Origin of the sequence: Sporosarcina sp. NCCP-2222 (assembly GCF_023168145.1) — a bacterium.
Classification (GTDB): domain Bacteria; phylum Bacillota; class Bacilli; order Bacillales_A; family Planococcaceae; genus Sporosarcina.
This window is the reverse complement of record NZ_BQYK01000001.1, coordinates 163925-178410: the sequence shown is the minus strand read 5'-3', so window position 1 is coordinate 178410 and position 14486 is coordinate 163925. Positions and strand designations below refer to the sequence as shown.

Below are 14486 nucleotides of genomic sequence, written 5' to 3'. Positions count from 1 at the left end.
CGGGATACAAGCTGGATAGCAGCAAGGTTGACTATGAGTTGACTAAACAGCTCTACTACAATACTCATGATGATTATAAGCTGGGCGCCGGCTTTGCTAAGTCGGTCATTAATAATACCGTCAGCTTTATGGGTGTTCCTGCTTTTAAGAGCACCGACAAAGATGCACAAGAGGTGCTGGACGGCTTCTTTGAGTCCAATATATCCAATATGCAGCGGACGACCAGAGACAGCCTGCGGGACGGTGATTGCTATGTGTGGATCACACGTGAAGAGGAACAAGACCTTTCGCTATATCCAGAGCAACCAATCCGTTTGGTATACAACTTCATTCCTCCTGGGCAAGTGAAGGAAATTATTCGTCATCCATTGACCGGAGTCGTGCAGGAATATGTACTTGTTTCTTCTCATAACTGGGAAGATGAGAACGGAAATAAAAAGAAAGCGACGATAACCCAGCGTATTCGTCGTGGGGAACGAGAAATTGAAATAGACGGTGACACTCCGCCGGATGTTGAAGAGGGCATTGAAAAGACTCCTTGGGACTTCATTCCGATCGTACATTTTAAGAATGAGGGTGATGAAGGTGTATACGGGCAATCTGATTTGGAGCCTATCGAACCGTTTTTGAAGGCCTATCACGATGTCATGCTTCATGCCATGAAGGGAAGCAAGATGCATAGTACACCGCGGTTGAAACTCAAGTTAAAAAACGTTGACAAGTTTCTGCGGAATAACTTCGGTGTGACTGATTCAGCTGAGTTTGCCAGAAAAGGCGGTACGCTCAATTTAGACGGCCATGAACTATTAATGCTGGCAGATGAAGAAGATGCCGAATTCATTGAAGTTAAGTCGGCAACAGGTGATGCAAAAGAGCTCTTGAAGCTTCTTTTTTATTGCATCGTCGATACTTCGGAAACACCTGAATTTGTTTTCGGTGTTCATACACCATCTTCCTTGTCTTCTGTAAAAGAACAAATGCCAATCCTTATTCGCTCCATTGAGCGGAAACGAGAGCACTTTGCGGATAACTGGCAGCGGCTTGCTCGTATTGTCCTTGCTATGACTTCTCATGCCGAGAACGCATCATTCGGAACGTTTGCAACTGAATTGCAATGGGTGAACATCGACCCGCGAACATCAAAAGAGATCAGTGAGGAACTTTTGAATGTTGTTAATGCGTTGGTTGCAGCGCTGAACACCAACATTATTAGCGAGAAGTCGGCAATCAACTATTTAGCAACACTAATTGACACAATGAACGAATACGAAGCCGAAGAAGGCGAGAGCGAAAAGGACCGAATAATGCAGACGCGCCTTAATCGTACGCGAATGCCCGATGAAGAAAGTCTTCAAGAACAATTGAACCGGATTAATCAGACGCTCGGCAGAAAGGCGGGCTGATAAATGGATATTACCAATCTATCTAAGTACAGCACTTTATCACTTGAAGCCCGAAAAAAGCTTATTGAGCTTCTTCTGCAGCAAGACCGTGATATTCGGTTAATTTTCCAACGGGCTGCCGATGACCTTGCCAAAGAGATTAGGCGGTTGGAACGTGAAGGACAAACATCGCAGATTCCTGTTTTATTGGATGCAATGCTTGCTGAAAGCGCCATGTCTATTGAAGACGCTCTTAGCGAACTATTCAGAAGTGGCTTAGTTATCAGCGTGGAAGCAGGGATGCATCAATCCAAACAGGCAACTCTTCGTATATTGAATAAAGCCAAAATAGACTGGAAACCAATCGAGCGGGTGTACTTCCGCAAACATGCTGCAGCTGTTGAAGCGATGCAAACAAGAGTAATAAAAGGACTCACCCTCTCCGATCGCATATGGGGACAGAGCAGAGTTGCCCGTCAAAGCATGGGCGCCATCATCCAAGAAGCAATTGCGGCTGGGGAGCATCCATACAGAGTGGCGGAAATGCTTGAGGGTTTCGTGAGGAATGGTGCCAAGTCACTGGTTTCTCAGTATCCCGACATGATTGCTCGTCTTGAAGGAAACATCCCGATGGATATGTGCTATGAATCATTACGCCTTGCCCGGACAGAAATGGCAGCAGCGTTCGGGGAAGCGGCCATGCAGGCAGCAGAAATAAACCCTTCAAACGAAGGGATAAGATGGAGCACGTCGAACGGCGGTAACACATGTGACAAGTGCAAAGAGATTGCATCGAAAGACAATGGGCTTGGTCCCGGTGTATATCGTCTACATGAGATGCCGGAATATCCAGCCCATCCAAACTGCTTGTGTACGTTGTCGGAGGTTGTGGAGGAGCTGGATTCATTTGTAGATCGCTTAATCGAATGGCAGGCTAATCCTCTGACACATCAAGATATTGAAAAGTGGTATCAGACTGTTTATAAGACAGGAGAGTTTTAAATGACCGTTACACTAAACCTATCACTTTTTTATGGGATACTAATTCTTCTTGCAATTCAATTGATTACAGGCATTTGCTTAATGATTGATAGGCATTTTGCAGAAAAGAAGTTGACCAAGCAAGTGAAAGTGGAACAAGCAAAGTATTTCAGAGATTTACAGAAGAGCATTGAAGACGATTGAAAGGTGGTGAAAACATGAATGTACCAATCATCTGCGGCGAAATGTCGCAAACTCAAAAGAAAATCTTTCAGCTCTTCGGCAACTTAGCTGGTGAGATGCGCATCGATGATATCCCTACAGCTCCATCCGTCAATGTGGACGAATTGAAGAAAGGGGATCCAGAACCATTAGAGGTGGTGGTAGAGATTCCTGCTTCTAAGTCTAAGCGTGGGTGGAACTACACAGCAAATTCTTTGAGGGATATTGTCGACGCGGTAAACAGCAACACCTTAAATGGTTTCCTCGGTCACCAGAAGCCCGAGGAAGTAAGCAATCAATTCTTACCTCCTGTCACCCATTGGGTTGGCGCGAAGATGGTAGGAGAGGTTGCTTATTTTCGTGGCGTCGTGGATGCGGCGGCGCAAGACCTGAAACGTTGGATTAAGTCGGGTCGGATTAAACAGGTTTCTATTTTCGGGATGCCTAAAATTCAAAAGGTAGCAGGGGAAACAAATGTCGTAGGGTATGAACCGTTGTCAATTGACTGGACACCGCTTGATCGTGCGGGGATGAATACCCGTATCGTTGCAATGAGCGGGGAGATGTGGGGTCTCGATGGTGAGGGTCCGACAGGAGAAATGGAAGATGAGGGAGGAAAAACAATGAATCCAGAAGAAGTATTGGCGGCATTGAAAAAAATGCTTGCTAACAAACAAATTACAGTCCCAATGATTGCGGGGGAAATGGGATGGAAGCCTGAGGACGTGGCAGCCGATATCGACAAGAAGTGGCTTGAAGGTATCACGGCTTCCGTTGATACATTAAAGAAGGTTGAGACTGCCCTTGGTGTATCTGGTGAAATGGATATTGTGAAAGTAGCAGAGGATGCAGCTAAAGCAATGAAGGAGCAGGAAACAGCGGGCTTTCAGAAGACTGTTGGCGAAATGATGGAAAAGAAGGTTACTTCCGATGCCGTCCGAAAGGATATTGCTGATCCGAAGACCGTTATCGGCAAGTTGTGGTCATACCATTCTAATGCAATCAAACCGGAAATGACGGAAGAACAGATTGCTGGCGAAATGGACAATTTCCTCGCTGACGAAAGTGTTAAATCAATTATCAGCAATTACCATACAGACAAGCCGGCAGGCGTTGGCGGCAGTTCTAGCACACAAAAGACAAACCAATTAAAAACAAAGCGCGTATCGCTTTAAGGAGGAAGATTACACATGCCAGAAGCAAGAGCATATCCAACAACCAAATATCAATCTTATCGAGCAAAAGTATCTGATGGAAAGAGTGTCCGAGTATCGGTTCCGGCTAATACAACAATCGTCGCAGGCGGCTTCTATGAGTTGGACGGCTTCTTTGGAACGGCTATGCAGTCAGTGACAACAGGTTCAGGAGAAACGTCAGAAGTCATTTTGAATATCGAACAGGCTGAATATGAAACGGATCAGATCCAGACGACCAAGGCATTCAACGCCGGAGACAAGATATATTTCACAGCTGGCAAATTCACGCCAGAAGCAGGAACGGCAGGAGAAAATCGACTTGTCGGACGTGTTACACAAGGCAAAGACCAAAATAACGTTATCTGGTTCATTCTTGGACCACAGGTATAAGGGGGATATTAAACATGACAATTCGCACACACTCGATTGAAGAACTTAAAGAAAAGCGTCGTCAAGGAACCGTAGAAACTGTGGTTCCTTTTGTTTTGAACGGAAAACAGGAGACCGTTCCTAAAAAGATTGTTAATGGCGAGATGGAAGTCATTGATTATGACAAGCCGCTTGGTGAGATGATGACTTCTGAAACAGCTCGTAAGGAATTGGTTCAGAAAGTGGTCCTTGATGTAGAACTTGGGCGCGAGGAAGTACCTGTTCTCTATAAACCAATTTATGAAACACTTACTGATCCAAACTTCCCGAAGGAATTTGAAGCGAAATGGGCACAGTCTGGTGCTGTTATTTTCTTCGAACACTTGGAAGGTGAAGAAGTAAAGTTCGGCTCCTTGCAAGCGGAGAGTGGACCAATTGCGCGCATCAAGGGATATGCTGCCGGTTTTGAGTACACAAAGGAAATGGAAATCTTTAATCAGATGTTCAACTTTGAAATCATGAACCGTGCATTCGGGGAAGCTCATAATGCCCTACTGAATCATCTGCATCTTGGCCCGATCATTCAACATAACTACAAAGCCGCGAACAAAACGGCGGCACAGTACACAAATGAACTTGGCAAGGCGCTTGAAAACAAGACAGGCGCACATTACATGCTTTCTCTTCGCGCGACATTACGTCAGGCTCTCAAAGACGCTCGTGTTGCCAAACGCCCGGGGACAGTCCTTCTCGCCAACTCGGCAGATAAAGAGGATATTCAGGACGCGCTCGGCAGCATGACGATTCAGGCAACGCCGTATGGAGCGACAGCAGGCATTTCCGATATCATCTATTACGATGGTTGGGACACGAATGTAGCGCGGAAGGAATATGCGTATCCAGGTGTTCCACAAGGGAAAGCATTCCTCATCCGTCCGAAGCGCGGATTCAAGGAGCTTGTAAAACAAGGGTTGCAAGTTAACTCCACTATTGGCGACCTGTCTCGATTGGTGGAAGCGCAGATTGTTGGTGACTTCTGGAGGGGTGTATTTGCAGCAGTAGAAGAAAACGTCCAAGTAATCGAGTTTCCCGGCCAATAAGAAAGTGGGGATATAAATGGAGCCAACTGTACTGGATGTCAAACGGCTACGGCTCATGGTGAATGACCCCATTCCAGTAGGAGTGGGGGAATCACCTCTATTCACGGATGAGGAACTGGCGTTAATGTTTTTGGAACACAGTAACGTCTTTTCATTGGCCGCAGAAATATGGACGATTAAAGCCGGGCTGTTCGATGAAGAAATCAAAGGTTACTCCTCCGGCAACGAAAAGTATGAATTGACCTCGATCAAAGACCGTTCATCTTATGCCTTAGCCATGGCAAAGCACTACGCTGACAAGGCGGAGGAATTGGTCGTCGAGGAAGAGAATACTGGCAGCCTAATTCTTAAATTCCAAACGCCGGATGTGATGTGATGAAGAATCTTGTTGAGATGCGGCGAAAGCATACGAAGTGGAACATCGAACAAAACCCAAGTTATATCACAATCAAACGAACCGAAAAGAAGAAAATGGACGGACACATTGGGGAAACCGAGTCGACGGCTGGACCTTTTGTTGTCCGTATATTTGTTTCAAATTCAAACACTGTTCAAAAAGTGATGACTCTTGCAGGAGAAAAGCAAGTTGATCGTTACTTTGGATTACTAGCAGATTATGAAGCGGATATTCGAGCAGGTACGACAGTTAAGGACGAATTCGAAGCGATGGGCATGAAGTTCCTTGTTAAAGCTATATATCCACAAACTATCCACGGTCAAATAGTGGGTTACCAAGGTGAGCTCGAAAGGGTGATGTAATATGGCGCTTGGAGATCAAGCGAAAGAACATTTGAATCGCAAGAGAGCCGGATTGCATTTATTAGCCGTTAGCATCGGTAAAAACCTTGAAGCGCAGGCAAAACGTGATGCTTCGTGGAAAGACCGTACAGGCAATACAAGAAGAGCTATTCATGGTGGCGGTGAAAAGACGAGCAAAGGTGCTATGGCATTTTTGGCACACGGTTCTATGGTCGGAACTTATTTGGAAGAGGGGACTGGCCTATACGGTCCGCATCGATCTCCAATTGTTCCTAAGAATGCAAACGCATTACGGTTCACGATGGGTGGCCGAGTGATTTTCGCAAAACAAACCAAAGGTATGCCTGCTCAACCAATCATTAGACCAACAGCGGATAAGCAGTGGCCGGAGATCAAGCGCGCTGTCCGTAAGTATTGGGAGGGTTGACATTGAGAGATGAACTAAGGACTATCCTGGTCGCCAATGTTCCTTCCGTGAATGGAGAGGTTTGGGAACCGTCTGCAGCTGGTCCTGACATGCCTAAACCATCACTTGTGCTGAGGGAAGGCTCTCAAGATACTGGGGAAGCATATTCGAACTTTACCTCTATGTATGAGGTATGGCCGTTTGTCAAACGCACGACATTCAAACAGGTGGATGCCATTTCAAAAGAAGTGGTATCTGCTTTGCACCAGAAGCGTTTTGATGTTGCTGGTGTCCCTCACTATGCAGAGTACATTGGAACGGCGTCAGAGGATACGGTCGACGAGGATTGGGATGCTTTGACTCGGGGCTTGCGCTTTCAGATATATTCATTGGCATGGTTGCTTCATCAACCGATTGAACCCGACCCCGTTAGTGCACTGCAGGCATGGTCGACCAAACGGTTCCCAATGATGCAACTCGATCCGTTGCTATGGTCGCCTTCAGACACAACGCCAGCACTATATTGGCGCATCGATTCGACAACAAAAGTTGAGCCGATGAACTGGGGAGCATGGGTGACAATGCAACTCAACGGTCATGTCATAACGCCTGATGCATCTATCCGGAGGCATTATGTCGACCGGATAGTCCGTCAGTTGGCTATTGATCACGTGACAAGAATGTCGGACCATTCAAAGATGCGTTTCCTTGAAGTGTCTGCAGACGATGGCTACGATCCGTTCCGAGATGGACAAATAAAATTAACAGTAAAATTCGGCGTGCTGCGAGAACCGGAAGTTTATCCGTTCTTGAAACACGCTTATTTTGATTCCGAGAGAGGAGGAGAAGTACATGTCGAATGAAAAAATAAAGGAGCAATTGGTGACTGCGGAAGATGTAGCAAAGGGTATTGTCCCTGAATCTGCGCCGCAGGAAGCTACTAAAGAGAACAAGCCGGTGGTTGGTGAAACGCTCTATACTCGTGCTGAAATCCAAGCGTCCCCTTCTGCTTTTGGCGTCATGCCAGAAGTGTTGGCGGGCGCTTTGTCACTGGTGGATGGCGATAAACTATCCCGTAGTCAGGTGACAAAGGCCATCGAAGAATTTAAGAATAGGAAGGTGTGAATTAAATGGCAATCGGAGCAATGTTTAAGCTGGGGGAACAAAAAGCACGTCCCGGTGTTTTTACACGTTGGTATAACGCTGGGGGCTATGGACGTTACTCCCGTCCACTTGGCGTCGGAGCGGCGGTAGTGAAATCCAATTGGGGTCCAGTAGGAAGTGTAATCACTGTCGAAAACGGAGACCAAGTAAAAGAAAAGCTTGGAACCGGAACCGGGGCTGATGTAGTAAAGGAGATTTTCGAAGGTGGCGCATATTTTGTTCATGCTGTGCGTATTGGAGCTGGTGGAACATCAGCGTCTCTTTCATTGACTGCCGGTGCAGGTCAATCTGTTGAATTGCGTACAATTTACCCGACATCAAGAGAATTTTATGTGACTGTGCGGGATGCTCTTGATCCCTCGCAAAAAGAGCTGCTTTTGTATGAAGGCGGCCGGCAAATTGAGTCCCTTACGTTCGTAGCTGGAGAGAATGAAGCAAGTTCTCTAGTGGCAGCAGTTCTGGTACGCAGTAAATATTTAACCGCAACCAACACGGGAGACGGTAAGCTCACCGGTATTCTAAATCAAAAGATGACTGGCGGTGCGGATCCGGAAACAATAGCAGAGGATTATACAAATTCTTTCGGGGCGACAGAGACGAAATTCTTTGATTCCATTACAGTGGATTCGGAAGACCCGGCGATTCATGCCGCACTTCATGCATTCGTCCGCCGGAAAATCCGTGAGGGATATCGCATGACAATGTTTGTTGGAGAGAAGCCAAGTGTCCCTTTCGAAACACGCATTTCGCATGCAAAGTCATTTAATGATTTTGCCGTTGCATATATCGGGAACGGCGTGGAAACCATCACAGGTATTCTGGAAGGTGCCACAGCAGCCGCTCGGGTCCTTGGTGAATTCATATCGGGTTCATACAAATCCAGTTTGACAGGGCGGACCATTACAGGTGGAACAGGCATCCACGGAGAATTAACTGCTAGTCAATATGATGAAGCTGCTCGTAATGGCATGATGGCGTTCTCTCTCAATTCAGATGGCATCCCTCAAATTGATTATGGTATCAACACACTTGTCTCGCTTGGTGAAGATGAGGATGAGGGATGGAAGAAGCTAAGACGTGTGCGTACACGCTATGAACTTATTGACCGAATCACAAATAAGGTCCATAAAGCGATGGCGAATAATATTGACAATTGGGACGATGGCAGGCAAACGTTGATTACTCTCGCAAATGGTGAGATTGGTCAGATGATCCGTGAAGGAGCACTTGCATCTGGCGAAATGATTGTTGATCCAGACAATGCTCCAGAAGGTGATTCTGCTTGGTTCAAGTTTAATAACCTGGTCGATCTTGATGGGCTTGAAAAAGCTTACCTTGCATTCGGATTCCAGTATTGAGAAGGGGATGAAAAAGAATGAGTAATGGTCGCTATATATTCCGTAATTGTGTTCCAGACGGCTCTGTGACACTTGCGAACGTGGCTCCTGGTGATGTGCTTAATCGTGAATGGACATTTCGTGCAAACTTACCACCGGAGATTCAGGAACAATTAGATGCAGGAGAATTTGATCCGCGTAATATCCTAACTGGCAAAGATGGTGAGTTGTACGATGGTGATGGCAATTTCCTAGCCGAAGTCAACACTTGGAACATGCAAATCGATTTCACAAATGTCGACTACAATCCAGCAGGACAAGCAATTACATGGGCAGTCCCGGACACGTACTCAGTTACTATCACATTTACAGAAACAATTGTCCGTGATGCGCAGCTTCTTATGAAAATCATGCCACGCTTGAGGTCAAGAAACCGCGGTGAAGTGCTCAATTTTACAGGCGTATTGCGCTCTGCATAATAAAAGGGGGATTTATAAATGACGGAAGAAAAATTGAATCAAGAAGAATTGTTGACCGTGGAGGATTCGTTCCTTCGCGGTCTTTTGGATGCTTACGAAGACAATCAGGATGATGTACGTACAATTCAAATTGCCCGAAACGGCAGGACGCTATTTGAATTTGATGTGCGTGGCCTATCCGAAAAAGAGTACAACGACTTGCAAGATCAAGCGACGAAGTTTAAGAAAGCGAAAAATCTTGGGGGAGTCAAAGTTCCTGAGGAAACCAATGTCCCTCGATTCCGATCTTCATTGATATATCATGCCACAGTCAAGGAACACCGTGACAAGCTTTGGAATAACAAACAAGCATGGAAACAAACCAATGTACTTAATGGTATTGACCTAATCGATAAAATTTTAAAAGCCGGAGAAAAGAGCGCGGTTATTGAAATCATTGATGATTTGTCCGGTTTTGGTTCAGAAGGAAATGAACTATTAAAAAACTCATCAGGGCAGGAGGACGAATAACCCTCCTGTCCGAAATTTTTGTTCGAACGGGACGACTACCGGATGAAATTCTTGAAAAGCCGATTGGCGTACAGAACTTCGCATACGAAGCGATGAGCTACCAACTTGAAAAAGAAGCGAAGGAACGAGCGGCACTCCTGAATATGAGGGGAGGTCGATAAAGAATGGCCAAGCGGGAAGTTTATCGAATTGAAATACCCATTGAAGCATCAGATGGCTACAGTAGACAAATCAGGTCTGCTGAAAAACAAGTAACGAAGTTCGAAGGTGCTATCGAAAGAACCGCCCGAAGGGTTAATAAACGATTAGATGATTTAACTAATGGTCGTTGGTCGGTGACACTTAGAGCAGTCGACCAAGCATCCAGAGTTGCATTAAGTGTTTCGTCATTCATAAGCCGTACCGCAAACCGTAATTATCGCTTTATCCTTCGAGCCGTTGACATGGCTTCAAGTACTATACGAGGCATAGGGCGGATGATTACGAGTATACCTGCAGTAATCACCATAGCGTTATCGGTTGTCGGTATAAACAAACTACAGGAAGCTACTGTTGGCGCGGCTATGAGTTTCGAGCAATACGAGGTTTCGATGACTCACTGGTTGGGCGGGAATGTTAAACAGGCCAAAGAACTTGTTAAGTGGATGGGACAATTTGCAGATACCACTCCTTTTAGTTCTGTTGAGTTGTTCCCGGCGCTTACTCGTGGCATCGGAGTTTCAAACGGCGATATTAAACAAGCCAAAGACTTATTAAGGCTTGCTTCCGACATGTCGGCACTTACTCCCGATGCAACAGTTTCCGATGCAATGGAAGCTTTGGCAGATGCGCAAATGGGCGAGATGGAACGACTAAAAGCGTTCAATGTCAAATTCTCAAAGAAAGAATTTGATAGGATCGGCTATGCAGGTGTCCTAAAGCAATTAGCAACGAAATTCGAAGGCGGGGCAAATAAACTCGCTAAGACGTCCGAAGGTATAATCTCAACATTGAAAGGATACCGTAGTTCAATTTTCCGTTCGTTCGGTACAGGTTTTCTTGAACCGATGAAGCCGCGTCTGGACGCTATCAACAAATGGCTTGAAAACAACCAGGATACTTGGGGACGATGGAAAGAAACCATAAGAAGTGCCGGTGAAGGAGCATCTGAGTGGGCTTTTTCAAAATTAGAGACAGGATTCAACTTTATCCGCGATCGTTATTTAAATAACGATGATTTCCGGAATCTTGATTTTAAAGGACAAGTAAGTTTTGTTCTTTCCGACATAAACCAATGGTGGACGGATAAAGGCAAGCCCGCGGTTAGTTCATGGTGGGAGTCTACCGGAAAACCATGGGCATCTGAGACTGGCCTTTCTATCGGAAAGGCTATTTTTGATGGTGTGGTCCTCGGAATTACGGAAGGACTAAGTACTATCGGTGATTTGTGGAAGAATGCATTTGAGGATCCTTCACCAAAGTCAATCGGTGGTGCAACGGCAGCGACCGCTCTTGCGGGTGCAGCGGGAAGCATGATACTCGCACCTTTCTTGAAAATGGGTGGAGCGCTCGGAAAAGGTGGCAAGTGGATGGGTGGTAAGCTTGGGAAAATCGGAGCTAAACCACCTATCACTAACACTGCTGCTACTGTGGTCGCTACGAAAACTCCCGTAAAAGGGGATGCGTACTCAGAAGCCATGAAGCGGATGGTTGGAGCTAAACCTCCTCCTGCCCCAAAAGGCTTTTGGAGTAAGTTGGGTAATAACAAATTACTCAAAAAGGTGCCGCTGTTAGGTGCGGGTTTAGGACTCATTTCTGTAGCATCGGCGGGTGAAAACGAGCGGGCCGGAATAGTCGGCGGACTCGCGGGAGGACTTGCAGGAGCTAAAGGTGGGGCACTGGCTGGTGCTGCTTTGGGTTCTGTGGTACCTGGTGTCGGTACAGCAATTGGCGGAGCCATCGGTGGAGTAGTCGGTGGAATTGGCGGCTCGTTTGGTGGAGAGTGGATTGCAAATAACTGGGATACAATCAAAGAAAAGGCCGGAGAGGCAGGAGACTGGATCAAAGATAAATGGTCCGGTTTTTCAGGTTGGTTTGGTAGTACTGTTTGGACCCCTTCAAAAGATTTAGCGATCAATGCTCTGAATACTGCTGTTGGAATGTGGGATTTTGGCAAGGAAAAGCTTATGACTTTATGGACTCCTGTGTCTAATTGGTTTCAGAGAACAGTCTGGACTCCAGTTTCAGTAGGCGCCGAAGCTGTCGGTAATTGGTTTGGTAGTCGTTTTGAAGAGGCTAAAAGCATTGTTTCGTCAATCTGGACACCTGCAGCAAACTGGTTCGAAGAAAATGTGTGGTCCCCCGTTTCTGCAGGAGCTGAAGCTATCGGAGGAGCCATTGGAGAAAAATTCGAAGAAGGTTACGGTTTAGTTAAGTCAGCCTGGAGTGCAGCATCTGGCTGGTTCGAAGAGAATGTATTTGGACCATTGCGAACTGGATTTGGTGCAATCGCAAAGGAAATAGGCGAAAAACTAGACCTGCTAAAGGCAGGTGCTGCAAGTGTCGGAGGTGCTGTCGCCGAAAAAGCTAATTTGACTAAAGCCGGAGCAAGCGCAGCCCTTAGAGTATTTACAAACCGTGGTTCAAAGAAAACAGGCCTTAAAACAAGTGCATATGCAAATGGTGGTTACATTAACCAACCTCACTTTGGTTTGGTCGGTGAAGCTGGTCCTGAAATGATTATCCCTTTATCTAGTGGCCGTCGCAGTCGAGCAATGGAGCTATACGAACGGACTGGCAGGATGCTAGGTATTCGACCGTATGCCAACGGAGGATTAGTAGGGAAGTCGGTTGAACCACTTGTGGACACTTCTACTTACTCGACGCCAATTGGATCGACACAGGCTTCAAGCAACAAAATTGATGTAAATGTGGAGTTAGGACCAATGTCCATCATATTAGAAGGCTTATTCAGCAAAGAAAATATAGAGACAATCGTTCGAGAGGCCCTAGAGAAGTTCGGCTTTGAATTTGCCAGCCAGCTTCGTGAAGCCTTAGTGAACCGATATGCATAGGAGGTGCAGGGATGCAATTTTCGTTTGTTGATCCGGTGAATAATAAAGCACTCGTTTTGCCGATTGCTCCTGAAAGGATGCAAGCTACGATTGGCACGAAAGTGCTAGTTTTTGATCCGATTGCACTAGGAACAATTGAATTGCCGCGTGGACGTTTGCCTACTCGGTTTTCACTGGAAGGGCTTCTACCGGGTGAGTTCCAGACGGCCATACCGGATCTCGCTAGTGAGCTTACACCGCAGGAGATTATCTCAACACTCCGTAAATGGACTGAAGCTAAAGGGGCAAGCGGGAAGAAGGTAAGGTTCATCGTGACTGAAACGGATTGGAACATTCCTGTATTTCTTTCTACTTTTGAGCCGAGCGAACCTAATGGATTTGGGGACGTTCGGTACTCTCTTTCGCTTACCGAGTTTCGTGATTTCACTGTTAAAGAAGTGAAGCCAAATACGTCGAGCAAGAAGAATGCAAGGGAAACAAAGCCGAAGCCTAAAAGCGTTACGGTTCAAAAGGGAGAAAACTTATCTGTAATTGCCCGGAAGTATTGTGGTTCCGCGAATAAATGGACAGAGCTATGGGCTGCCAATAAAGGCAAACTAAAGAGTGGTAATCCCAATCTAATTTATCCAGGAGAAAAGTTAACGATACCAGAGAGGTGGTTGACATGATTGATTTAACAAAAGTCGATTATAAGCTCACTCTCCTTCCTCCTGACGGTTCAAAAATAAATATCACGGAACTCATCGAATCATGTACTCACGAGGAAATGGACGGAGAAATGGCCGCAAGACTTTCCGTTCAAATGAAAAATGTCAAACGTGCTGATGGTTGGATTCATCAGCACGTTTTTTTGGATAAGCGTTTAATACTCGAATCGACAGACGGAAACGGATGGAAGGAAATCTTTCGCGGTTCCATCAAGCGTTGGAAAACAAACGCTGAAAATCATACTGTTGAATTCACAGCGTACGATCCATCTTTTAACACAATGATTTCGAAAGAACATTATTTCTTTCCATCAGGGATGAAAGCTGATGCGAGCATTAAGCAAATCGCAGCTGAACAAGGCATTCCGCTTGGACGTATTGACGGGCCAAGTATCCCCCTTGGTAGGAGAATGTATAACGGCTACATCGGCGAAACCATTGGCAGTCGTTTAAAAGAAGCAAGGCAGAAGGGCGGAGGAAGATTTATCCCTCGTTCAACAGCAGGAAAGTTTGAGATAGTTCGTGAGGGAACTAATAAGACGGTTTACGAACTCACCGATGTAACGGTAAATACCAGTTCTGACGAGCGCTCAATCGAGAATCTTGTCACGAAGGTCAAGATTTACGGAAACGAACCGAAGCCCAAACCGAAGAAAAAGAAGAAGTTGGCCAAAGGTGAGAAAAGGGAAAAAGCCAAGGTTCAGACGGTGAAGGCAACGGCTTTGAAAAAGGAAGATCCCAATAAGGATAAACGTCCGAAGATAAGTGTAACTGTGCAAGGTAACACGCAATTCGGAGTGATTCAAGATGTTCTATACAGT

Annotated in this window: 17 protein-coding genes; all 17 read left to right on the top strand. The window is 45.9% G+C overall.

Translation table 11 applies throughout. The features are described from left to right. Nucleotides 1-1403 (top strand): phage portal protein (locus NCCP2222_RS01000; RefSeq protein WP_248508774.1); only part of this gene is annotated, 1403 nt, incomplete at its 5' end. Between the two features lie 3 nt (nt 1404-1406). Next, the gene (locus NCCP2222_RS00995; protein WP_248508773.1) at nt 1407-2384 is read left to right on the top strand and encodes a structural protein; all 978 of its coding nucleotides are present in this window, start codon (nt 1407-1409) and stop codon (nt 2382-2384) included. Further along, the gene (locus tag NCCP2222_RS00990; RefSeq protein ID WP_248508771.1) at nt 2385-2567 is read left to right on the top strand and encodes a hypothetical protein; all 183 of its coding nucleotides are present in this window, start codon (nt 2385-2387) and stop codon (nt 2565-2567) included. Between the two features lie 14 nt (nt 2568-2581). Further along, nucleotides 2582-3760 (top strand): hypothetical protein, encoded by a 1179-nt coding sequence (locus NCCP2222_RS00985; protein ID WP_248508769.1) that lies wholly within the window; start codon nt 2582-2584, stop codon nt 3758-3760. Nucleotides 3761-3775: 15 nt separating this feature from the next. Then, nucleotides 3776-4171 (top strand): DUF2190 family protein, encoded by a 396-nt coding sequence (locus tag NCCP2222_RS00980; RefSeq protein WP_248508765.1) that lies wholly within the window; start codon nt 3776-3778, stop codon nt 4169-4171. Between the two features lie 14 nt (nt 4172-4185). Then, nucleotides 4186-5250 (top strand): phage major capsid protein, encoded by a 1065-nt coding sequence (locus NCCP2222_RS00975; RefSeq protein WP_248508764.1) that lies wholly within the window; start codon nt 4186-4188, stop codon nt 5248-5250. 16 nt (nt 5251-5266) lie between these two features. Then, a complete protein-coding gene (locus NCCP2222_RS00970; protein ID WP_248508763.1) occupies nt 5267-5626 on the top strand; it encodes a hypothetical protein in 360 nt (119 codons plus the stop codon). After that, nucleotides 5626-6009: a hypothetical protein gene (locus NCCP2222_RS00965; protein WP_248508762.1), complete on the top strand. Its 384-nt coding sequence runs from the start codon at nt 5626-5628 to the stop codon at nt 6007-6009. The genes NCCP2222_RS00970 and NCCP2222_RS00965 overlap by 1 nt, the downstream gene beginning before the upstream one ends. 1 nt (nt 6010) lies before the next feature. Then, the gene (locus tag NCCP2222_RS00960) at nt 6011-6436 is read left to right on the top strand and encodes a hypothetical protein (RefSeq protein WP_248508761.1); all 426 of its coding nucleotides are present in this window, start codon (nt 6011-6013) and stop codon (nt 6434-6436) included. Between the two features lie 2 nt (nt 6437-6438). Next, nucleotides 6439-7278 (top strand): hypothetical protein, encoded by an 840-nt coding sequence (locus NCCP2222_RS00955; RefSeq protein ID WP_248508760.1) that lies wholly within the window; start codon nt 6439-6441, stop codon nt 7276-7278. Further along, complete coding sequence (locus NCCP2222_RS00950) at nt 7268-7540, top strand: YqzN/YkzM domain-containing protein (RefSeq protein ID WP_248508759.1); 273 nt, start codon at nt 7268-7270, stop codon at nt 7538-7540. The genes NCCP2222_RS00955 and NCCP2222_RS00950 overlap by 11 nt, the downstream gene beginning before the upstream one ends. A gap of 5 nt (nt 7541-7545) precedes the next feature. Next, nucleotides 7546-8937 (top strand): phage tail sheath N-terminal beta-sandwich domain-containing protein, encoded by a 1392-nt coding sequence (locus NCCP2222_RS00945; protein ID WP_248508757.1) that lies wholly within the window; start codon nt 7546-7548, stop codon nt 8935-8937. Nucleotides 8938-8954: 17 nt separating this feature from the next. Continuing rightward, entirely contained in the window at nt 8955-9395 is a 441-nt protein-coding gene (locus NCCP2222_RS00940; RefSeq protein ID WP_248508755.1) for an endoglucanase, read from the top strand. An 18-nt stretch (nt 9396-9413) separates the two neighbouring features. Further along, nucleotides 9414-9905 carry a phage tail assembly chaperone gene (locus NCCP2222_RS00935; protein WP_248508753.1) on the top strand — a complete coding sequence of 164 codons (492 nt, stop codon included), beginning with the start codon at nt 9414-9416 and terminating at the stop codon, nt 9903-9905. A gap of 164 nt (nt 9906-10069) precedes the next feature. Beyond that, entirely contained in the window at nt 10070-12958 is a 2889-nt protein-coding gene (locus NCCP2222_RS00930) for a hypothetical protein (RefSeq protein WP_248508751.1), read from the top strand. Between the two features lie 11 nt (nt 12959-12969). Beyond that, nucleotides 12970-13626, top strand: coding sequence for a LysM peptidoglycan-binding domain-containing protein (locus tag NCCP2222_RS00925; protein ID WP_248508749.1), 657 nt, complete (start codon nt 12970-12972; stop codon nt 13624-13626). Continuing rightward, nucleotides 13623-14486: XkdQ/YqbQ family protein (locus NCCP2222_RS00920; protein WP_248508747.1), on the top strand; the 864-nt coding region annotated here is incomplete at its 3' end. The genes NCCP2222_RS00925 and NCCP2222_RS00920, both read left to right, overlap by 4 nt.